Annotated in this window: 14 protein-coding genes and 1 riboswitch; of the genes, 10 read left to right on the top strand and 4 right to left on the bottom strand. The window is 75.7% G+C overall.

The genetic code is table 11. From position 1 onward, the window contains the following. Nucleotides 1–207: 207 nt before the first annotated feature. From dhbC to ACIO9K_RS01885, 5 genes are read left to right on the top strand one after another with little or no spacing between them, the layout of a single operon-like run. Entirely contained in the window at nucleotides 208–1,359 is a 1,152-nt protein-coding gene (gene dhbC / locus ACIO9K_RS01905) for an isochorismate synthase DhbC (protein WP_363616996.1), read from the top strand. A 41-nt stretch (nucleotides 1,360–1,400) separates the two neighbouring features. Continuing rightward, a complete protein-coding gene (locus ACIO9K_RS01900) occupies nucleotides 1,401–3,071 on the top strand; it encodes a (2,3-dihydroxybenzoyl)adenylate synthase (protein ID WP_400326639.1) in 1,671 nt (556 codons plus the stop codon). A gap of 13 nt (nucleotides 3,072–3,084) precedes the next feature. Then, nucleotides 3,085–3,726 (top strand): isochorismatase family protein, encoded by a 642-nt coding sequence (locus ACIO9K_RS01895; protein WP_363616460.1) that lies wholly within the window; start codon nucleotides 3,085–3,087, stop codon nucleotides 3,724–3,726. Between the two features lie 5 nt (nucleotides 3,727–3,731). Further along, a complete protein-coding gene (locus tag ACIO9K_RS01890; RefSeq protein ID WP_063349844.1) occupies nucleotides 3,732–3,956 on the top strand; it encodes a phosphopantetheine-binding protein in 225 nt (74 codons plus the stop codon). Then, on the top strand, nucleotides 3,956–4,717 hold the full coding sequence (locus ACIO9K_RS01885; RefSeq protein WP_400326095.1) for an AMP-binding protein: 762 nt from the start codon (nucleotides 3,956–3,958) through the stop codon (nucleotides 4,715–4,717). Before ACIO9K_RS01890 ends, ACIO9K_RS01885 begins: the two co-directional genes overlap by 1 nt. Before the next feature lie 145 nt (nucleotides 4,718–4,862). Here the strand turns inward: ACIO9K_RS01885 and ACIO9K_RS01880 are convergent, their stop codons facing one another. After that, nucleotides 4,863–5,987 (bottom strand): amidohydrolase, encoded by a 1,125-nt coding sequence (locus tag ACIO9K_RS01880; protein WP_363627599.1) that lies wholly within the window; start codon nucleotides 5,985–5,987, stop codon nucleotides 4,863–4,865. A gap of 124 nt (nucleotides 5,988–6,111) precedes the next feature. Between ACIO9K_RS01880 and ACIO9K_RS01875 the strand changes: the two genes are divergently transcribed. The 3 genes from ACIO9K_RS01875 to ACIO9K_RS01865 are packed head-to-tail and all read left to right on the top strand — an operon-like array spanning nucleotide 6,112 to nucleotide 14,973. Further along, nucleotides 6,112–13,398 (top strand): amino acid adenylation domain-containing protein, encoded by a 7,287-nt coding sequence (locus ACIO9K_RS01875; protein ID WP_400326091.1) that lies wholly within the window; start codon nucleotides 6,112–6,114, stop codon nucleotides 13,396–13,398. Continuing rightward, the gene (locus ACIO9K_RS01870) at nucleotides 13,391–13,576 is read left to right on the top strand and encodes an MbtH family protein (protein ID WP_063349847.1); all 186 of its coding nucleotides are present in this window, start codon (nucleotides 13,391–13,393) and stop codon (nucleotides 13,574–13,576) included. Before ACIO9K_RS01875 ends, ACIO9K_RS01870 begins: the two co-directional genes overlap by 8 nt. Then, nucleotides 13,573–14,973: a DHA2 family efflux MFS transporter permease subunit gene (locus ACIO9K_RS01865; protein WP_400326088.1), complete on the top strand. Its 1,401-nt coding sequence runs from the start codon at nucleotides 13,573–13,575 to the stop codon at nucleotides 14,971–14,973. The genes ACIO9K_RS01870 and ACIO9K_RS01865 overlap by 4 nt, the downstream gene beginning before the upstream one ends. Nucleotides 14,974–15,038: 65 nt before the next feature. Here ACIO9K_RS01865 and ACIO9K_RS01860 read toward each other — a convergent pair whose 3' ends face one another. The 3 genes from ACIO9K_RS01860 to fhuB all read right to left on the bottom strand — a co-directional run bounded on the left by ACIO9K_RS01860 (nucleotide 15,039) and on the right by fhuB (nucleotide 19,333). Next, nucleotides 15,039–15,893 carry an MBL fold metallo-hydrolase gene (locus ACIO9K_RS01860; RefSeq protein ID WP_400326085.1) on the bottom strand — a complete coding sequence of 285 codons (855 nt, stop codon included), beginning with the start codon at nucleotides 15,891–15,893 and terminating at the stop codon, nucleotides 15,039–15,041. Between the two features lie 12 nt (nucleotides 15,894–15,905). Further along, nucleotides 15,906–15,966, bottom strand: a riboswitch (guanidine-III (ykkC-III) riboswitch). A 64-nt stretch (nucleotides 15,967–16,030) separates the two neighbouring features. Further along, nucleotides 16,031–17,146 carry an enterochelin esterase gene (fes, locus tag ACIO9K_RS01855; protein WP_363616471.1) on the bottom strand — a complete coding sequence of 372 codons (1,116 nt, stop codon included), beginning with the start codon at nucleotides 17,144–17,146 and terminating at the stop codon, nucleotides 16,031–16,033. 21 nt (nucleotides 17,147–17,167) lie between these two features. Then, nucleotides 17,168–19,333, bottom strand: a complete 2,166-nt coding sequence (gene fhuB, locus ACIO9K_RS01850) for a Fe(3+)-hydroxamate ABC transporter permease FhuB (RefSeq protein WP_400326081.1) — start codon at nucleotides 19,331–19,333, stop codon at nucleotides 17,168–17,170. 105 nt (nucleotides 19,334–19,438) lie between these two features. Here fhuB and ACIO9K_RS01845 point away from each other — a divergent pair, with 105 nt between their 5' ends. Further along, complete coding sequence (locus tag ACIO9K_RS01845) at nucleotides 19,439–20,467, top strand: iron-siderophore ABC transporter substrate-binding protein (RefSeq protein ID WP_363616475.1); 1,029 nt, start codon at nucleotides 19,439–19,441, stop codon at nucleotides 20,465–20,467. Between the two features lie 159 nt (nucleotides 20,468–20,626). After that, on the top strand, nucleotides 20,627–21,412 hold the full coding sequence (locus ACIO9K_RS01840; RefSeq protein ID WP_400326078.1) for an ABC transporter ATP-binding protein: 786 nt from the start codon (nucleotides 20,627–20,629) through the stop codon (nucleotides 21,410–21,412). Nucleotides 21,413–21,522 lie beyond the last annotated feature (110 nt).

Here is a 21,522-nt window from a genome sequence, read left to right as displayed (position 1 = left end):
GCCCTGACCTCCTTCCCTGACCTTCCTCCCCGACCTTCCTCCCCGACGTCCAGACCGTCCAGACCGTCCCAGACTGGAGACTTCACGGTGACCACGGTGCACCACGCCCCCGCCGGGGGTGTCGTCGAGCACGCCGCCCCCGCCCCCGCTGCCCCGGCCCCCGCCGGGCCCGCCGACGCTTCCGCCCCGGCCCCCGACCACGCCGTCATCGGCGCGGCCAGCGGCCTGCTCGGCCAGTACCGGGCCGCGGCCGACGAGGCGTTCTTCGCCTCGCCGACCCGCACCCTGCTCACCGCCGGGGTGCACGCCCGGGTCCCGCAGGACGGGCGCCCGCTGCCCGTCCGGGTCGCCGCGACGCTGGCCGAGGCCCGTCGTGCCGGGGTCGAACGGCCGCTGGTGGTCGGCGCGGTGGCGTTCGACCACGACAGCCGGGTCGAACTCGCCGTCCCCGAGAGAGTCCGCAGAGCCGGGGCGCTGCGCGACGACCCGCTGATCGCGCTGCCCGCGCCGCCGGCCGAGCAGGTCGACTGGCAGGTGCGTCCGATCCCCGAGCCGGCCGCGTACGGCGCGGGCGTCGCGGCGGCCGTCGAGCGGTTGCGCGGTGGCGAGTTGAGCAAGGTCGTGCTGGCCCGCACGCTGGAGCTGAGCGCCGACCGCCCGCTGGACCTGCCCGCGATCCTCCAGCGGCTCGGCCGCCGTGACCCGGGCGGCTACACCTTCGCCGTCCCCGCCGGCGGCGGGCGGACGCTGATCGGGGCCAGCCCCGAACTCCTGCTCTCCCGGCGCGGAACGGCCGTCCTGGCCAACCCGCTGGCCGGTTCGGTGCCGCGCAGCGCCGACCTCGGCGAGGACGTCCGGCGCGCCGCCGCGCTGTTGGAATCGCCCAAGGACCTGCACGAGCACGCCGTCGTGGTGGACGCGATCCGCGCCGCGCTGGCGCCGTACTGCCGCACCCTGGACGTGCCGGCGCGGCCGACCCTGGTGCGCACCGCCGCGATGTGGCACCTGGCCACCACCATCACCGGCGAACTGGCCGATCCGGCGGTCTCCGCCCTGGAGTTGGCCACCGCCCTGCACCCGACCCCGGCGGTCTGCGGCACGCCGACGGCCGTCGCCCGGCGGGTGATCGGCGAGGTCGAGCCCTTCGACCGGGGCCTGTACACCGGCATGGTCGGCTGGGGTGACGCGGACGGCGACGGCGAGTGGGTGGTCACCATCCGCTGCGCGGAGGCGGACGAGCGGACCCTGCGGGTGTACGCCGGTGCGGGCGTCGTCGACCGGTCCCGGCCCGAGGACGAACTCGCCGAGACCAGTGCCAAGTTCCGCACCTTCCTGGACGCCGCGGGGGTGTCGCAGTGACGGCGACGGAGAGCTTTCCGACGCAGGGCCAGTCCGCCGTTGTGGACCGGGCCTCCGCTCAGGAGTCCGCCTTCACCCCGTACCCCGCCGAGTTCGCCGAGCGCTACCGGGCCGCCGGGTACTGGCGCGGCGAGACCTTCGGGCGAATGCTGCGCGAGCGCGCCGCCGCGCACGGCGAGCGGATCGCGATCGTGGACCCGGCGGGGGAGGGGCGGCGCTGGACGTACGCCGAACTCGACCGCCGCGCCGACCGGATGGCCGCCGGGATGCTCGCCCGGGGGATCGGGCGCGGCGACCGCGTGGTGGTCCAACTTCCCAACGTGGCCGAGTTCTTCGAGGTGGTCTTCGCGCTGTTCCGGATCGGCGCGCTGCCGGTCTTCGCGCTGCCCGCCCACCGCGCCACCGAGATCGGCTACTTCTGCTCCTTCACCGGGGCGGCCGGCTACGTCGTCGCGGCCGTCGACAACGGCTTCGACTACCGCGAACTGGCCTCCCGGGTCAAGGCGGAGAGCCCGGCGCTGCGGCTGGTCCTGGTGGCCGGGGACGACCCGGGCGAGCACCTCCGGCTGGCGGACGTGCCCTGCGACGGGCCCGGGCCGTCCGAGGAACCGGAGCCCGGGAGCGTCGCCTTCCTCCAGCTCTCCGGCGGCAGCACCGGCGTGCCCAAGCTGATCCCGCGCACCCACGACGACTACATCTACTCGCTGCGCGGCTCGGTCGAGCTGTGCGCGCTCGACGAGGACAGCGTCTACCTGTGCGCGCTGCCCGCCGCCCACAACTTCCCTCTCAGCTCGCCCGGTTCGCTCGGCACGCTGTACGCGGGCGGCCGGGTGGTGCTGTGCCCGCGCCCCAACCCGGAGACGGCCTTCCCGCTGATCGAGCGCGAGGGCGTGACCATCACCGGGCTGGTGCCGCCGCTGGCCCTGCTCTGGCTGGACGCCGCCGAGCGCGACGCGGGCGGCCCCGGCGCGGGGGACCTGGACAGCCTGGAGGTGCTGCTGGTCGGCGGTGCCAAGTTCAGCGCCGAGGCTGCCCGGAGGGTGGGCCCCGTGCTCGGCTGCACGCTCCAGCAGGTGTTCGGGATGGCGGAGGGACTGGTCAACTACACCCGCCTGGACGACCCGGAGGAGCTGATCACCACCACCCAGGGCCGGCCGATCTCCCCGGACGACGAGGTCCGGGTGGTCGACGACCAGGACCAGGACCTGCCCGACGGCGCCACCGGCCACCTGCTCACCCGCGGCCCGTACACCATCCGCGGCTACTGGAACGCGCCCGAGCACAACGCCAACTCCTTCACGGCCGACGGTTTCTACCGCACCGGCGACCTCGTCCGCCGCACCCCGACCGGCCACCTGGTGGTCGAGGGCCGGGCCAAGGACCAGATCAACCGGGGCGGCGAGAAGGTCGCCGCCGAGGAGATCGAGAACCACCTGCTCGCCCACCCCGCCGTGCACGACGCGGCGGTGGTGTCGATGCCCGACCCCTACCTCGGCGAACGCACCTGCGCCTACGTCGTCCTGCGTACCGAGCATCGCGAACAGCCGCCGAAGAGCATCGAGTTGAAGCGCTTCGTACGGCAGCGCGGACTGGCCGAGTACAAGGTGCCGGACCGGGTCGAGTTCGTCGACGCCTTCCCCGCCACCGGGATCGGCAAGGTCAGCAAGAAGGACCTGCGCGCCGCCATCGCGGCCGCACTCCCTACTCACTGAAGGAAAGACCACCGTGGGCCTGCCCCGCATTCCCTCCTATCCCCTGCCCGCCGCCACCGAACTGCCCGCCAACCGGGTCGAGTGGACGGTCGACCCGGACCGCGCCGTGCTGCTGGTGCACGACCTGCAGAACCACTTCCTGGACGCCTTCGACGCCGCCGCCGCGCCGGTGCCCGAACTCCTCGGGAACGTCGGCCGGTTGGCCGAGGCGGCGCGCGCCCACGGCATACCGGTGCTCTACTCGGCCCAGCCCGGCGGGCAGAGCCCGGCCGAACGCGGCCTCCAGCAGGACTTCTGGGGCCCGGGCATCCCGGACGACCCTCGCGCGACGGCGATCGCCGACGCCGTCGCCCCCGCACCGGGCGACACGCTGCTCACCAAGTGGAAGTACAGCGCCTTCGTGCGCACCGATCTGGACCGGCTGCTGCGCGAACAGGGCCGGGACCAGCTGGTGATCACCGGCGTGTACGCGCACATCGGGGTGCAGGCCACCGCCTGCGACGCCTGGATGCGCGACCTGCCGGCCTTCGTGGTGGCCGACGCGGTCGCCGACTTCGGCCCGGACGAGCACCGCGCGGCGCTGTCCTGGGTGGCCGGCCGCTGCGGGCAGGTCACCACCACCGACGCCGTCCTCGCGATGCTGGAAGGGAAGTGACGGGCATGGCCTTCACCGTGGAGCGGATCCGGGCCGAGGTCGCCGACCTGCTCGGCGAGGACCCGGCGGACGTCCCGCTGGACGAGAACCTGGCCGACTGGGGCCTGGACTCGGTCCGGCTGATGGCGCTCGCCGAGCGCTGGCGGGCCGAGGGCGCCGAGGTGGCGTTCGTGCAACTGGCCGAGCGCCCGGCCGTCGAGGCCTGGGCCGCACTGCTCGGCGCGGCCTGATGGAGACGGTGCTGCTGGAGGCCCCCGGGCCGCAGGCGCCCCCGCGCACGGACCGGGCGGCGAAGTACCCGCCGACCACCGTCGTGGGGCCGGTCGAGGCGCAGGCCGCCCGGACCCCGGACGCCCCCGCCGTGCTGCTCGCGGGCGGCGCGGTCGTCACGTACCGGGACCTGAACGCCGCGGCCAACCGGCTGGCGCGCGCCCTGGCCGCGCGCGGCGCCCGGCCGGGGGCGGTGGTCGGCCTGGCGCCGGCCCGCCACCCGGCGCAGCTGCTGACCGCGCTGCTCGCGGTGGCCAAGTCCGGCGCGGCGTACCTGCCGCTGGACCCGGCGGACGCGCCCGGGCGCCGGGAGCGGCTGCTCGCGGAGACCGCGCCGGTCTGCGTGCTGGGGGAGGGGGTGCCGGAGGCGCTGGCCGGGCTGGACGTGGACGGCGAGCTGGCCACCGACCCGCCCCGGGCGCTCACGCCGCAGCACCTGCTCTGCGTCGGGTACGGCCCGGGCGGGCGACCGGACGCCGTCCGGCTCACCCACGCCGAGGCCGACCGCCGGGTGCGCGAGCTCCAGGCGGCCCACCCGCTCGGCCCGGGTGACCGGGTGCTGCAACTGGGCCTGCCGCTCTGGGAGTTCCTCTGGCCGCTGCGGACCGGCGCCGCCGTGGTGCTGGCCGACCCGCAGCGGCCGGGCGAGGTCGGGGAGTTGGTGAGGGAGCTGGGCGTCACGGCGGTGCGGGCGTCGTCGGCGGCGCTGTTGGGCGGCTGACGGGGGCGGGGCGAGGGCGGCGAACAGATGACAACGTTCGGTGAACAACTTTCAGATAACAGATGATGAAATCTGTTATCTGAAAGTTGTCATCTGTCAGTCGTCAGTCGTCGATCGGCGGCCGTCGGTCGGCACGCGTCGGCTGTCAGGCGTGTGCCGCCAGGTCGGCCGCCGTCCAGGCCATGGCGACCGCGCCGTCGAGCACCGCCCGGTCGGCCTCCGCCCCCACCGCGGCCTCGGCGAACGCGGCCTCGTGCGGGGCGCAGGCACCACCGGTGATGTCCAGCACCGGGTGGATGGCGGGCACGGCGTGGGAGACGTTCCCCATGTCGGTGCACGCGAACGGCCCGCTCTCGACCGGCTCCGGCCGGCCGAGCGCCGCCGCGTTGGCCCGCCAGAGGGCGAGCAGGGCGGGGTCGGAGCGCATGTCCAGGTAGTCCGGTTCGGGCCGGTCGAGCGTCACCTCGCAACCGGTGGCGAGCGCCCCGGCCCGGAAGCAGTCCTCGACCCGGGCCCGCAACTGCGCGAGGTCCTCGGCCGCCGAGGCGCGGATCTCGTACTCCGCGCTCGCGCTGTCGGGGATCAGGTTGGGCGCGGTGCCGGCGGCGGTGGTGATGCCGTGCACCCGCCACTGCGGCGGCAGGTGCTGGCGCAGCAGCCCGAGGGCGACCTGGGCGACGGTGAGGGCGTCGGCGGCGTTGCGGCCCTGGTGCGGGTTGAGGCTCGGGTGGGCGGCGCGGCCGGTGTAGCGGACGGAGAGGGTGCCGAGCGCGAAGGAGCGGAAGTCGGCGACCTCGACCGGGCAGGGGTGCACCATCATCGCCGCGTCCACGCCGTCGAAGGCGCCCGCCTCCAACAGGAGCGCCTTTCCGGCTCCGCGTTCTTCGGCCGGCGCGCCGATCACCCGTACGGTGAGACCGAGTTGGTCGGCGTACGGGGCGAGTCCGAGTGCCGCGCCGAGGCCGGCGGCGGCGATCAGGTTGTGCCCGCAGGCGTGCCCGAGGCCGGGCAGCGCGTCGTACTCGCAGACGAGTGCGACGGTGACCGGCCCGCTGCCGAGGCTCGCGGTGAACGCGGTGTCCAGTCCGTGCGCGGGCGCGGTGACGGCGTAGCCGTGGGCGCGCAGGAGTTCGGCGCACCAGGCGGCCGCGCGGTGCTCCTCGAACGCGGTCTCGGGGTGGGCGTGGATGCGGTGGCTGAGCGCGAGCAGTTCCGCGCGGTGCGCGTGGACGCGTTCGCGGACGGCCTGTTTGGTCGCGGTCAGGGGCATGGGTGGCGCCTCCGTGATGTCAGGGCCCCCGCGCTGGGGGGCCGTTGACCAGATCATATGAAGTTAGATTAGGCTAACCTAACTAGGCGTTTCGTTCGCCGGACCCCGAGGAGCACCCCGAACCATGCCTGCCGTCGAAACCCAGGCCGTCGATGTCCCGCTGCTCGCCGCCCAGGCCGCCATCTGGTACGCGCAGTCACTCGACCCCGACAGCCCGGTCTACAACACCGGCGACGCCGTCGAGATCACCGGCCCGCTCGACGAGGCCCGGTTCGAGGACGCGCTGCGGCAGGCGGTCGACGAGGCCGAGGCACTGAGCGCCGTCGTCGTCACCGGCCCGGACGGCACGCCCCGCCAGCAGCCGCGCCCCGGCCGCCGCTGGCCGTTGCACCACCTCGACCTGCGCGCCGCGCACGACCCGGCCGCCGAGGCCGAGGCCTGGATGCGCGCCGACCTCGCCCGCCCGGCCGACCTCGCCGAGGGCCCGCTATTCACCCACGCGCTGATCCGCCTCGCCGACGACCGGTACCAGTGGTACCGGCGGATCCACCATCTCGCCGTCGACGCCTACGCGTTGAACCTCCTCGGCGAGCGCCTCGCCGAGCTGTACACCGCGCACGCCACCGGCACCGAGCCCGCCGCACGCCCGTTCGCCACCCTCGCCGAGGTCGCCGCCGAGGAGGCCGCCTACCGGGACGGCGAGGAGTACCCGGCCGACCGCGCCTACTGGGCCGACCGCCTGGCCGGAGCCGACACCCCGGCGACCCTGCCGGGCAGCCCGGCGCCCGCGCCGTCCGCAACCCCGGCCCAGGCCCCCCTGCGCCTCACCGCCGAGCTGCCCGCCGGCACCCGCGACCGGCTGGAGCGCGCCGCCGCCACCGCCCGCGCCACCTGGGCCGAACTGCTCCTCGCCGCCACCGCCGGCTACCTGCACCGCCTGGCCGGCACCGAGGACGTCGTGCTCGGCCTGCCGCTCGCCAACCGCCGCGGACCGGCCGCCCTGCGCACCCCCGTCGCCGCCGCCAACGTCCTCCCGCTGCGCCTGGCCGTCCGCCCCGCCGACAGCGCCGAGGCGCTGCTGCGCCGGGTGGTCCGCGAACTGCGCGCCGTCCGCCGCCACCAGCGCTACCCGCTGGAGGACCTGCGCCGCGACCTCGGGCTGACCGGCGAGCGGCGCGCCCTGTTCGGCCCGATGGTCAACATCAAGGCCTTCGAGGGCGATCTCGACCTGGCCGGCCTGCCCGGCGTCGTCCGCAACCTCGCCGCCGGGCCCGTCGACGACCTCGCCGTCGGCGTCTCGCCCGCCCCCGACGGCGCGCTGCGCCTCGTCCTGGACGCCGACCCCGCCCGCCACGACGCCGCCTCACTCGCGGCCCACCGCGACGGGCTGCTGCGCTACCTCGACGCCCTCGCCGACCTGCTGCTCACCGCCCCGCAGACGCCCATCGCCCGGATCGACCTGCTCGACCCGGACGGCCTGCGCCGCGCCACCGCCGGCCGCGCGGAGCCGCCGCTCGACCGGACGCTGCCCGAGCTGTTCGCCGCGCAGGCCGCCCGCACCCCGGCCGCCGTCGCCGTCCGCAGCGGCAAAGTCGCCCTCACCTTCGCCGAGTTGGACGCCGCCGCCAACCGCCTCGGCCACCGCCTGAACGCCCTCGGCGTGCGCGCCGGTGCGCCCGTCGCGCTCGCCCTGCCGCGCGGCGTGGACACCCTGATCGCGATGCTCGGCGTGCTCAAGGCCGGCGGCGCCTGCGTCTCCCTCGACCTCGCGCACCCCCGGCAGCGCCTGGCCGCCGTCCTGGACGACGCCCGCCCGGTCTGCGCGGTCGGCACCGCCGAGGCCCTCGCCCAACTGGACCTGCCGGCCGGCCTGCCCGCCGTGCTGCCCGGGGACGCGGACGCCGAGCCCGCCACCGCACCCCCGGCCCCCCGGCCCCACCACGCCGCCTACGTGCTGCACACCTCCGGCTCCACCGGCCGCCCCAAGGGCGTCGTCGTCACCCACGCCTCGCTGGCCAACCTGTACGCGGGCCACGGCGAGGACCACATCGCCCCGGCCGTGCGCCGCACCGGCCGCGAGCGCCTGCGCGTCGCGCACAGCGCCTCGTTCGCCTTCGACGCCTCCTGGGACCCGGTGCTGTGGATGGTCCACGGCCACGAGCTGCACCTGCTCGACGACGCCACCTACCGCGACCCGGCCGCCCTGGCCGGCCACCTGCACCGGGAACGCGTCGACTACCTCGACGTCACCCCCTCCTACCTCGAAGTCCTGCTCTCCGAAGGCATCCTGGACGAGGAGTGGCACCGCCCGGCGGTCATCGCGGTCGGCGGCGAGGCCACCCCGCCCGCCCTCTGGCAGCGCCTCACCGCCGCACCCGGCCTGCACCCGATCGACCTCTACGGCCCGACCGAGACCACCGTCGACGCCTACGCCTGGACGCCCGGCCCGGACGGCGCCCCGGTCGGCCGGGTGGTGCGCGGCTCCCGCGCCTACGTCCTCGACGGCTCGCTGCGCCCCGCGCCCGACGGCGTCGCCGGCGAACTGTACGTCGCCGGGGCGTGCCTGGCCCGCGGCTACCTCGGCCGCCCCGACCTCACCGCCGAACGCTTCCTCGCCGACCCGTTCGGCCCGCCCGGCGACCGGATGTACCGCACCGGCGACCTCGCCCGCCGCCGACCGGACGGCACCCTGGAATTCCTCGGCCGCGCCGACGACCAGGTGAAGATCCGCGGCTTCCGGATCGAGCCCGGCGAGATCGCCGCCGTCCTCGCCCAACTGCCGGGCGTCGCCCAGGCCGTGGTGATCGCCCGCTCCGGTCCGCAGGGCAAGCGGCTGCTCGGCTACGTCGTGCCCGAGGTGCTCTCCGAGGCGGCTCCCGAGGCAGCCTCCGAAGCGGTTTCCGAGGCGGTCTCCGAGTCCGAGGCCAAGCCGGAGGACAGCGCCGAACCCGCCCCCGCCCCCCGCGTCGCCCTCGACCCGGCCGCGCTGCGGGCCGCCCTCGCCGCCCGGCTGCCCGGACACATGGTCCCGGCCGCCGTCCTGGTCCTCGACGAACTGCCGCGCACCGCCCACGACAAGCTCGACCACCGCGCCCTGCCCGAGCCGGCCGCCGCCGAGCCCGGCACGGCCCCGGCCACGCCGCAGGAGGAACTGGTCTGCGGGTTGTTCGCCGACGTCCTCGACCTGCCGCAGGCGCCCGGGCGGGACACCTCCTTCTTCGACCTCGGCGGCCACTCGCTGCTGGCCGGCCGCCTCGCGGCCCGGCTGCGCGAGACCTTCGCCGCCGCCGTCGGGTTCGCCGACGTCTTCCGCCACCCGACCCCGGCCGCTCTCGCCGCCCTGCTCGACGCGCACCCCGGCGGCGAGCCCGAGACCCGCCCCGCGCTGGTGCCCGTGCCGCGCACCGACCGGATGCCGCTGTCACCCGCCCAGCGCGGCCTGTGGTTCCTGCACCGGCTCCAGGGCCCCAGCCCCACCTACAACATCCCGCTCGCCCTCACCCTCACCGGCCCGCTCGACCGGACCGCCCTCACCCTCGCCCTCGGCGACCTCGCCGCCCGGCACGAGGTGCTGCGCACGGTCTACGGCGAGGAGCCGGACGGCACGCCGTACCAGCGGGTGCTGCCCGCCGAGCCCGTCGAACTGCACGACGGCACCGAGCTCGCCGAAGCCGTGCGGCACGCCTTCGACCTCACCGGCCGGCCGCCGCTGCGCGCCACCCTGTTCACCCACGGCCCGGCCGAACACACCCTGCTCCTGCTGCTCCACCACATCGCGAGCGACGGCGCCTCCACCACCCCGCTGGTCCGCGACCTGTCCGCCGCCTACACCGCCAGGCTGGCCGGCCGCGCACCGGAACTCCCGGCGCCCGCCGTGCAGTTCGCCGACCACACGGCCTGGCAGCGGCAGCTGCTCGGCACCGCCGAGGCGCCCAGCCCGCTCGCCGCGCGGCAGTCGGAGTACTGGCGCACCGCCCTGGCCGGCCTGCCCGACCAGCTGGAACTGCCCACCGACCGCCCGCGCCCCGCCGTCGCCGGCCACCACGGCGCCACCGTGCCCTTCACCCTCGACGCCGAGGCCCACGCCGCCCTCGCCGCGCTCGCCCGGGCGGCCGGCGGCACCGTCTTCATGGCCGTCCAGGCCGGACTCGCCGCCCTGCTCACCCGGCACGGCTGCGGCACCGACATCCCCGTCGGCACCCCGGTCGCCGGCCGCGACGACCCCGAGACCGCTGACCTGGTCGGCTACTTCGTCAACTCCGTGGTCCTGCGCACCGACACCTCGGGCGACCCGACCTTCCGCGAGCTGCTCGGCAAGGTCAGAGGCACCGTCCTCGCCGCCCACGAGCACGCCGACCTGCCCTTCGACCGTCTGGTCGAGGAGCTCAACCCGCCGCGCTCCCTCGCCCGCCACCCGCTGTTCCAGGTGATGCTCGCCTGGCAGAGCCGCCCCGACGAGCCCCACCCGCTGGGCGGCGGCCTCACCGCCCGGATCGCCGCCGTCCCCAGCGGCACCGCCAAGTTCGACCTCACCCTCAACGCGGGCGAGCTCCCCGACGGCGGCATCGGCGGCTTCCTGGAGTACCGCACCGACCTCTTCGACGCCGCCACCGTCGAAGGGCTCGCCACCCGCCTCGCCCGGCTGCTCGCCGCCGCCGCCACCGCCCCCGACACCGCGATCGGCCGGCTCCCGCTGATCGGCGAGGAGGAGCGGCTGCGCGCCCTCGTCGAGTGGAACGGCACCCCGTACACGTCGGCCCCGCACACGTCGGCCCCGGACGCCACCCTGGCCGGGCTGTTCGAGGCCGCCGCCGCCGCCAACCCGCGGGCCGTCGCCGTCAGTTGCGGTGACGATCAGCTCGACTACACCGAACTCGCCGCCCGCGCCGACCGCTTGGCCCGGCTGCTGGCCGCCAACGGCATCGGCCCCGGCACCATCGTCGCCCTCGCCCTGCCGCGCTCGCTCGAACTCGTCGTCGCCCTCCTCGCGGTGGCCAAGTCCGGCGCCGCCTACCTGCCGCTCGACCCCGACTACCCGGCCGACCGCCTCGCCTACATGCTGGCCGACGCCGCCCCCGCCGCCCTGCTCACCGACCGCGCCACCGCGCCCCGGCTGCCCGCCCACCAGGTGCCCCAACTGCTCGTCGACGGACCGGAGTCGGCCACCCACCCGGCCACCCCGCTGGCCCAGCACGAGCGCACCCGCCCGCTGCGCGCCGAGGACACCGCCTACGTCATCTACACCTCCGGCTCCACCGGCCGGCCCAAGGGCGTCCCCGTCACCCACCACAACGTGGTCCGGCTGTTCAGCTCCACCGACCACTGGTTCGGCTTCGGCGCCGACGACGTCTGGACCCTCTTCCACTCCTACGCCTTCGACTTCTCCGTCTGGGAGCTGTGGGGGGCCCTGCTGCACGGCGGACGCCTGGTCGTCGTCCCGCACCTGGTCAGCCGCGACCCGGCGGCCTTCCTCGACCTGCTCGCCCGCGAACGCGTCACCGTGCTCAACCAGACCCCGTCCGCCTTCTACCAGCTCAGCGCCGCCGACCGGGACCGCCCCGGATCCGAACTCGCCCTGCGCTACGTGGTGTTCGGCGGCGAGGCGCTCGAACTGGCCCGGCTCGACGACTGGTACGCCCGCCACCCGGAGGACGCGCCCACCCTGGTCAACATGTACGGCATCACCGAGACCACCGTGCACGTCTCCTACATCGCCCTCGACCGGGCCACCGCCGCCGCCGGAAGCAGCAGCACCATCGGCGTCAACATCCCCGACCTGCGGGTCTACGTCCTGGACCAGCACCTCCAGCCCGTCCCGCCCGGCGTCACCGGCGAGATGTACGTCGCCGGGGCCGGCCTGGCCCGCGGCTACCTCGGCCGCCCCGACCTCACCGCCGGACGCTTCGTCGCCGACCCGTACGCCGAACTGTTCGGCGAACGGGGCACCCGGATGTACCGCTCCGGCGACCTCGCCCGCCGCCGCGCCGACGGCGTCCTGGAGTACTTCGGCCGCGCCGACCAGCAGGTGAAGCTGCGCGGCTTCCGGATCGAACTCGGTGAGATCGAGGCCGTGCTGGCCGCCCACCAGGGCGTCGCCGACGCCGCCGTGGTCGTCCGCGAGGACGCCCCGGGCGACAAGCGACTGGTCGGCTACGCGGTCACCACGGCGAGCCCCGAGGACCCGAGCGCCGTCGCCGCCCCCACCCCCGAGGACCTGCGCGCCCACGCCGCCGCCGAACTGCCCGCCCACATGGTGCCCTCCGCCGTCGTCCTGCTCGACCGGCTGCCGCTCACCGCCAACGGCAAGCTCGACCGCCGCGCCCTGCCCGCCCCCGACGCGCCCGCCACCGGCGCCGGACGCCCGCCGCGCACCCCGCGCGAACAGCAGCTGTGCGAACTCTTCGCCGAGGTGCTGGGCGTCGCGGCGGTCGGCGTCGACGACGACTTCTTCGCCCTCGGCGGCCACTCGCTGCTGGTCGTCCGCCTCGCCGGGCGGATCCGCGAACTGCTCGGCCTGGACGTCGGCATCGGCACCCTGTTCCAGTCGCCCACCGTCGCCGCCCTCGACACGGCCCTGGCGGCCGGCTCGCAGAGCGCCGACGCGCTGGACGTCCTGCTCCCGCTGCGGCCCGCCGCGCCCGGACGCCGTACCCCGCTGTTCGCCGTCCACCCCGCCGGCGGCCTCAGCTGGTGCTACACCGGCCTGATCCGCCACCTGCCCGCCGACCTGCCGATCTACGGCCTCCAGGCCCAGGGCGTCGGCGCGGCCACGGCGGCCCGGCCCCTGCCGCAGACTCTGGACGAGCTGGCCGCGCACTACGTCGACCGGCTGTGCGAGGTCCAGCCCGAGGGCCCGTACCGGCTGCTCGGCTGGTCCACCGGCGGGATCATCGCGCACGCCGTCGCCGTCCGGCTCCAGGACCTCGGCCACGCGGTCGAGTTGCTCGCGATCCTGGACGCCTACCCCGCCGAGGGCTTCCGCGACCTGCCCGTCCCCGACCAGGCCGAGGCGCTGGAGGCGCTGCTCACCATGGGCGGCTACGGCCCCGAGGACCTCGCCGGGCGGCCACTCGAACTCGCCGCCGTCACCGAGCTGCTGCGCCGCGAGGGCAGCCCGCTCGCCGGACTCGACGACGCCACCGTGGCCGCCCTCAACCGGATCTACCTCAACACCAACCACCTCGTCCGCGGCCACGACCACCGCCCCTTCGACGGCGACGTGCTGTTCTTCCGCGCCACCGTCGACACCATCGACGAGACCCTGGTGCCCGAACTCTGGACCCCGTACGTGTCCGGCCGCATCGACAACACCGACGTCGCCTGCTCGCACAAGGACATGACCCTGCCCGCCCCGATCGCGCACATCGCCCGCGTGATCACCGACCACCTGGAGAAGTCCTCCGATGAGTGACGCCCCCGCCAACCCCTTCGACGGCGACGGCGAGTTCCTCGCCCTCGTCAACGACCAGGGCCAGCACTCGCTCTGGCCGGCCTTCGCCGCCGTCCCGGCCGGCTGGAACGTCTCCCACGGCCCGTGCGAGCGCGCCGACGCCGTGCAGTGGATCACCGCCCACTGGACCGACCTGTGACCCCTCCGGCCGTCGAGGCCGCCCCGGCGCGCCCCCTGCTCGCGGGGCGCGCCGCGGTGGTCGTGGTCTACACCGCCGCGATGTGCATGAACGGCCTGGACTCGACCATCGTCAACCCCGCGCTGTTCACCATCGCCGAGGACTTCGGGCGGCCCGTCTCGGCCGCCAACGCCGTCGAGACGGCCTTCCTGGTCGGCCTCGCCGTCGGCCTGCCGGTGGCGGGCTGGCTCGGCGACCGGTTCGGCGTGAAACGGGTCTTCCTCGGCTCCCTGGCCGGGTTCACCCTCGCCTCCGCCCTGTGCGCCGCCGCCCCCGGCCTCGGCTCGCTCGCCGCCGCGCGGGCCGTCCAGGGCGTGGCCGGCGGGCTGCTCACCCCGGTCGGGATGACCCTGCTGTTCCGGGCCTTCGCCCCGCACGAGCGGGCCGGCCTGAGCCGGATCCTGATCGTCCCGACCGCCCTGATGCCCGCCCTCGGCCCGCCGCTCGGCGGCCTCCTGACCGAACACCTCTCCTGGCACTGGCTGTTCCTGGTCAACGTGCCGATCGGGGTCGCGGCCGTCGTGACCGGGCTCATCGGCCTGCGCGCGGCGGACGAGCCCCCGGCCGGGCGCTTCGACACCGCCGGCTTCCTGCTCGCCACGCCCGGCCTCGGACTGCTCACCTACGCGCTCGGCTTCGGCCCGGCGCACGGCTGGTCCTCGCCGGGAGTGGCGCTCAGCGGCGTGGCCGGTCTCCTCCTGCTCGGCATCGCCGTGCGCCACCAACTCCGCGCCGCCGAACCGCTGGTGGACCTGCGGCAGCTCGCCGACCGCACCTTCGGCACCGCCACCTGGCTGGCCCTGCTCACCTCGGCCGGCCTGATGGGCGCCCTGTTCGTCCTCCCGCTGCTCTACCAGGCCGCCCTCGGGGCCTCGGCCCTCGACGCCGGGCTGAGCGTCTTCCCCGAGGCGATCGGCCTGATGGCCGCCTCCCAGGTGGTGGACCGCCTGCTGCCCCGGTTCGGCCCCCGCCGCCTCGCGCTGCCCGCGCTGCTGCTCGCCGCACTCGTCCTGGCCACCCTCGGCTTCGCCGAGAACCCCTGGGCCGTAAGGGCGTTGATGTTCGCGGTCGGGCTCGTCCTGGGCACCGCCGTGCTCACCGTCCAGATCGCCGGCTTCGCCGACGTCCCCGGGCCCGCGATGGGCCGCGCCATGGGCCTGTTCACCATCGTCCGCACCCTCGGCGGCGCCCTCGGCATCGCCGCCACCGCCGCCCTCATCGGTGCCCTGGACACCGGCGGCGGCTCACCCGGCCCCTACCGCTTGGCCCTCCTGCTCACCGCCGCGCTGGTCGCCGCCGGCACCCTCCTCACCACCCGCCTCCCCCGGGAGGCGCCGGGACCACCCCCCGCCGACTGAACAGCCACGCCGCACCCCGCGATCGCGGGGTGCGGCGTCAGTTCGGTGGACGCGGCCTTCCGGGCTCAGGCGCTCGGCCAGAGGATCAGGTCGGGCAGGGCGTGCCGGCGCGGCCGGTCGCCGAGGTCGGCGAGTGCGGTGCGGATGGCCCGGAGGTGTCCGACGGTCAGCTGCAGGGGAGGCTCGTCGGGCTGGTGGGTCGTGCGGATGGGGTAGTCGACGCCGGGGGTGCGGGTCATCTCGATGTGGCAGCCGAGCAGGTGCGTCACCGGGCGGCGTTCGGCGAAGTCGATCAGCCGGTCGACGGTGCGGGTGAAGGCCGGCCAGTCGTCGATGTAGAGGCGGCCCGGGTAGACGGTGTCGCCGGTGAGCAGCAGGCCCGTCCACGGGTCGTAGTAGGTGACGGCCGCCGGGTGGTGGCCCGGGGTGGCCAGGCATTCGAGCACCCGGCCGCCGCCCAGGTCCACCCGCGCGACGGCGTCCGGGTCCTGGTCGAAGCCGAAGTACGGCCAGGCCGTGGCCGGGTCGGCGCCGACCAGGGTCGTCGCGGACCGGTCGGCGAACTGCCCGTCGCCCGCGACGTGGTCGCCGTGCGGGTGGGTGTGCAGGACGAGCAGTCCGTAGCCGTCGCGGGGGTGGTCGGCGAGCCACCGGTCGATGAGTCCGTCGACCACGGTGCGCAGCGGGAAGTACGCGGCGGAGGCGGTGGCCCCGGTGTCGATCAGGACCGCCCGCTCGCCCCCGAACAGCAGGAACAGGAACGGCGCCTCGTAGTCGACCGCCTTGTTCTGCCGCAGGATGACGGTGTGCTCGTCGTACGCGTGGACCTGGATGTCCGGGTCCGTGTTGTGCTTCGCGGACGGGGACCCGTGGATCCACCGCACGTCGAGCGGACGGGCGATCGGGGCACCGGCGGCCATGACGTCTCCCTCGGTGCGTCGTCTTGGCGGGCCGGGTACGGCGCACATCTCGTCCGGGGCGGTCACCGGCGCGCCGCCACCGGGACGCTAGCACGCCCCCGTCGCGGCGCGCCGGTCCGCCGACCCGGTGGGGACCGTCAGGCACCCCCGAGCAGGTGCGCCAGCCCGTCCGCCAGCCCGCCGCGCCAACAGGCGTAGTCGTGGCCGCCGTTGAACTCGCGGTACGCGAGGTCGTAGCCGCGGGCGGTGAGGACGTCGCGCAGGTGGCGGTTCTGCGGGAGCAGCATCCACTCCTGGAGGCCGACCTCGACGTAGAACCGGGCCTCCCGCCTTTGCTCGCGGGCGAATTGGCGGGTCAGCCACTCACTGCCCTCGTCGAACTCGGTCTCGTCCGGCCACCAGAAGGAACCGGACTGGCAGAGCGCGCCGCCGAAGCGGTCGGGGCGCCGGAACGCGGCGAAGGCGGCGGTGAGGCCGCCCGCGCTCTGGCCGGCGATCACGGTGGCGGCCGGGTCGGTGGTGGTGCCGAACTCCGCCGCCGCCCAGGGGAGGAGGCGGTCGGCGAGGAGGTCGACGAAGGCCGGGTTGCAGCTGAGGTCGTCGGGTCGGCAGGGGCCCATGGTGTGGACGAGCAGGGCGACGGTGGGCGGGATGGCGCCGTCCGCCGCCAGGTTGTCGAGGGTGTCGCCGACCGACAGCACCTCGCCCCACATCTCGCCGTCCAGCAGCACGGCCACCGCGAACGGCCCGCCACCGGCGGAAGGCCCGCCCCCGGCGGGGAGGTGGACGTCCACCCGCCGCCCGGCCACCTCGTGGGCCACCGTCCGCCCGCGCGGCACGCCGTCGCGCCGCCGGACGTACGGCTGGGCGGGGGCGTCGGGCAGGCTGAGCACGGACGACGGGTGGCGCCCGTCGCGGGCGGGCAGCCGGGGGGCTGCGTCGTGCGGGTCGGGGCGGGCGTGGTCGAGGACGCGCAGCCAGTCCGCCCGGGCGGTGCCGGGGGCGTCCCCCCGGAACGGGTACAGCTGGTAGGACGCCCGGTGGTCGGCGCGCAGCCGGTAGGTGATCGACCAGCGGCCGTCGTCGCGGCGGGTCATCAGGTGCGGGGAGAGGTCGCCGTCGTGCCGGTCCTTGTCGGTGACGGTGTGCAGGAGGGCGAGCACGCCGTCGCACGACGCGTCCTCGTGCACGAAGGTGACCAGGCGGTAGGCGGGGTCGGCCGGATCGGGCTCGACGAGGGGAAGGGTTTCCATCTGCGGTACTCCTCGGGGAGGTTAAGCGGGGGTGCCCTTGCGGCCGAGCAGCACCCAGAGCAGGAAGGGGCCGCCGAGGACGGTGGTGACGATGCCGACCGGGATCTCCACCCCGCCGATCAGCACCCGCCCCACGGTGTCGGCGAGCACGACGAGGACGGCGCCGGTCAGTGCCGAGCCGAGGACCGGCACGCGCGCCGGCCCGGCCAGCCGTCCGGCGATCACGGGCGCGGCCAGCGCGACGAAGCCGACCGGCCCGCACACGCCGACGGCCAGCCCGGCCAGCGCGACGGCCAGCAGCAGGCAGCCGAGCCGGACCCGGCCCGGGTCGACGCCCAGCGAGGCGGCCACGCTGTCGTCGAAGCGCAGCACCGCCAGCCGCCGGGCCACCGCCAGCGCGAGCGGTACGAGCACGGCCAGCCCGATCAGGACCGGGGTGGCGACGGCGTAGTCCCGCCCGTTGAGACTTCCGGAGGTCCAGACGTACAGCGAACCGGCCGAGTTGAGCGAGCGGCGGGCGAGCGCGACCTGGATGACGGCCGAGGCGAGCGCGGACATCGCGAGGCCGACGACCAGCACCCGGTAGCCCTGCGCGCCGAGCCCGCCGGAGACCAGGGTGACGACCAGGACGGCGGCCAGCGCGCCGAGCGGGCCGGCCCACCAGGCGCCGAAGGTGCCGGAGACGGTGGCGGAGATCAGGACGGCGGCGGTGGCACCGTCGTTGACGCCGAGCAGTTCGGGGGTGGCGAGGCGGTTGCGGGCGAGGGTCTGGGTGAGGCAGCCGGCCAGGCCGAGGGCGGCGCCGGCGGCGAGCCCGGCGACGATCCGGCCGAGCCGGAACTTCTGCACCAGCAGCACGTCCAGCCGGTCGCCGTAGCCGAACACGGCCTGGAGGGTGCGGCCGAGGCCGAGTTCGCTCTGCCCGGCGTGGGCGGACACGACGACGACGGCGAGCAGCGCCGCGGCCAGGGCGAGCGAGGCGAGCAGCGCCCGGCGGGGGAGCAGCAGCGACCAGGCGCCGCGCCGCAGCACCAGGTCGGGTTTCGGCGCGGGCGGCTCGGACCGCCGGACGGGGGCGGGCTCGGCCGGGTCGGCCATGCCGAGCGCGGCGGTCCGGCGGGAGCGGACGATCGCGATCAGCGCGGGGGCGCCGACCAGGGAGACGATCACCGACACCGGCGCCTCGAACGGGCGGGCCACCACCCGGGCCAGCACATCGGCCCCGGTGAGCACGGCGGCACCGAACAGACCTGCGAGCACGGTGAGTTGCCCGACCCTGGGGCCGGCGACGGCCCGCGCCAGGAACCCGGCGAGCAGGCCGAGGAAGGAGATCGGGCCGGCCAGCGCGACGGCCGAGGCGGTCAGCAGGGTGACGGCGAAGGCGACCGCGGCCCGGGTGGCGCCGGGCCGGTGGCCGAGACCGCGGGCGAGGTCGTCGCCGAGCGCGAGCGCGGTGAGCGGCCGGGTGGCGAGCAGGGCGAGCAGGAAGCCCACGCCGAGCACCGGGGCGAGCTGGCGCAGCGTCGTCCAGCCCTCCACCCCGGCCAGCGAGCCGAGTACCCACACCCGGTACCGGTCGTACGCCTCGGGAGAGTTGACGATCAGCACGCCGGTGAGCCCGCCGAAGGTGGCGCCGACCGCCGAGCCGCCGAGCACCAGCCGCATCGGGGACCCGCCCCGGGCACCCGCGATGAGCAGCACCAGCGTGCTGGCGAGCACGGCGCCGCCGAAGGCGAAGGCCAGGTACCCGTACGAGGTCTGGATGCCGAGCACGGCGATGCCGAGCACGACCCCCAACGAGGCGCCGGCGTTGACGCCGAGCAGTCCGGTCTCGGCGAGCGGGTTGCGGGTGACGGACTGCAACTGCGCCCCGGCGACCCCGAGCGCGGCGCCGACCAGCAGGGCGGTGGCCGTGCGGGGCAGGCGCAGGTCGCCGACGACGAGGGCGAGCCGGCCGTCCGCGCGGGCGCCGTGGCGGTCCAGCAGGTAGTCCAGCACCCGCCCGGGGCCGACCTCCCCGGCGCCGACGGACAGCGAGAGCGCGGCGAGGGCGAGCAGGACCGCGACCGCGACGAGGGCGATCGGCCAGGCGGCCCGGCGGCCGTCCCCGCGCGGTGGCGTCGGCGGCGGCGGGGCGTCCGGCTCGGTGCGGGACTCCCCGGGGGCGCCCACTTGCGACAATGTCATAAGGTAAGGCTAACCTAATGAGCGCATCGTCCTGTGGGCACCGTCACCGTGCCGGGTCGCCCGGACGCCGCCCAACCCCCGTACCACCGCTGCCCGGAGGCACCCATGCCGTTCGCCCAGAGCCCGCTCCACCCCGTCCGCCGCCGCGCGGCCCGGGCGCTGGCCGTCACCGGGGCGGCCGCCCTCCTGCTCGCCGGGTGCGGCTCCTCCGGGTCCTCCTCCGGATCCTCGGGCTCCGCGGGCGGCTCCTCCGCCGCCGCCGGCAGCCCGGCGGCGGACGCGGCCGGCGGCAAGCGCACCGTCAAGGACGCGACCGGCAAGGCCGTCGAGATCCCCGCCGCGCCCCAGCGGATCGTCACCCTCACCCAGGAGGACCTCGACGCGGTGCTCGCCCTCGGCGTCAAGCCCGTCGGCATCACCAACGGCCAGGGGCTCAACGAGCCGCCCGCCTACCTCAAGGACAAGGTCCAGGGCGTCCCGGTGGTCGGCAACCTGCTGCAGCCCGTGATGGACAAGGTCATCGCCGCCAAGCCCGACCTCATCCTGGCCGGCGACATGCAGGACGAGCAGATGCTCAAGCAGCTGCGCGAGATCACCCCCGCCACCCTCGTCACCATGGCGCCCACCGACGACTGGAAGCTCGCCTTCCGCGGCATCGGAAACGCCGTCAACAAGCTCGACCAGACCAACAAGGTGATCGCCGACTACGAGGCCAAGGCGGCCAAGGCCGGTGGCGACCTCGGCAAGAACAAGGGCGCGGCCGTCTCCATCGTCCGCTGGAACCCGACCGGGCCGAGCTGGATGGAGAAGAAGCAGTTCGCCAGCGGCGTCGCCCTCGACATGGGCCTCACCCGCCCGGCCGCGCAGGACAAGGACGGCAACGCGCACAGCCCGGCGCTCAGCCTGGAGAAGCTCGCCGAGATCGACGGCGACTGGCTGTTCCTGTCCACCCTCACCGACGACGGCAAGACCGCGCTCAAGGACGTCCAGTCCAAGCCCGCCTACCAGGAGCTGGGCGCGGTGAAGAACAAGCACGCCGTCACCGTGGACGGTTCGGTTTGGTCCACCCGCGGCGGGCCGCTCGCGGCCGACGTGGTCATCGGCGACATCGGCAAGGCGCTCGCCGCCTCCTGACCGGTCCGCGTTCGGGCCCGTGTCCGCGCTCGGGCCCTGTCCGGGGTCGTGCCTGCGTTCGGGCCCTGTTCGGGCCCGTGTCCGCGCTCGGGCTCGTACCCGGTCGGCCGGCACCTTGCCCGGCCGGCCCGCAGCCCCCTCCAACCGAAGGAACCCCCGATGGAGTTGACGATCCAGGGCCTCACCGCCGGCTACGGCCCCGGCCGCCCGGTGCTCGCCGGCGTCGACCTCACCGTCCCGGCCGGCCGGGTGGTGGCCGTCGTCGGCCCGAACGGCTGCGGCAAGTCCACCCTGCTGCGGGCCGTCGCCCGGCTGCACCGGCCGGACGGCGGGCGGGTGCTGGTCGGCGGCGAGGACGTCTGGCGGCTGCGGCCGCGCCAGGCCGCGCACCGGGTCGCGCTGCTCCCGCAGAGCCCGCAGGCCCCCGAGGCGGTCACCGTCGCCGGACTCGTCCGCTACGGCCGCCACCCGCACCAGGGGCTCTTCCGCCAGTGGTCGGCCGACGACGAGCGGCTCACCGCCGGGGCGCTGCGCGCCACCGGCGTCGAGGAACTCTCCGACCGTCGGCTGGACCGCCTCTCCGGCGGCCAGCGGCAGCGCTGCTGGCTCGCCATGGTGCTCGCCCAGGACGCGCCCGTCGTGCTGCTCGACGAACCCACCAGCGCGCTCGACCTCGGGCACGCCGTCGAGGTGCTGGAACTGGTCCGCGAGGTCGCCGCCGGCGGGCGGACGGTCGTCATGGTGCTGCACGACCTCGCGGCGGCGGCCCGCTACGCCGACCTGGTCGTCGCCCTGCGCGACGGTTCGGTGGTGGCCTGCGGCCCGCCCCGCGAGGTGGTCGACGCACCGCTCGTGCGCGCGCTGTACGACATCGACAGCGACGTGCTCGCCGCCCCCGGGGACGGCGCGCCGGTGATCGTTCCCCGTGCGGCGCCGGTGCGTTGACGATGCGTCAGGCATGACCTGGCGCGCGACGGGAGGCGGGTGGAGGGGCAGGCGGCGTGCCGTCTGCCCCGTTCACTCGTTCGACGGGTTTGCGCCCAGGAAGCCGCGGA

The sequence above is a fragment of the Kitasatospora sp. NPDC087271 genome, assembly GCF_044744605.1.
Classification (GTDB): domain Bacteria; phylum Actinomycetota; class Actinomycetes; order Streptomycetales; family Streptomycetaceae; genus Kitasatospora.
The sequence above is the reverse complement of the archived record's forward strand: the minus strand, read 5'-3'. Positions and strand labels throughout refer to the sequence as shown.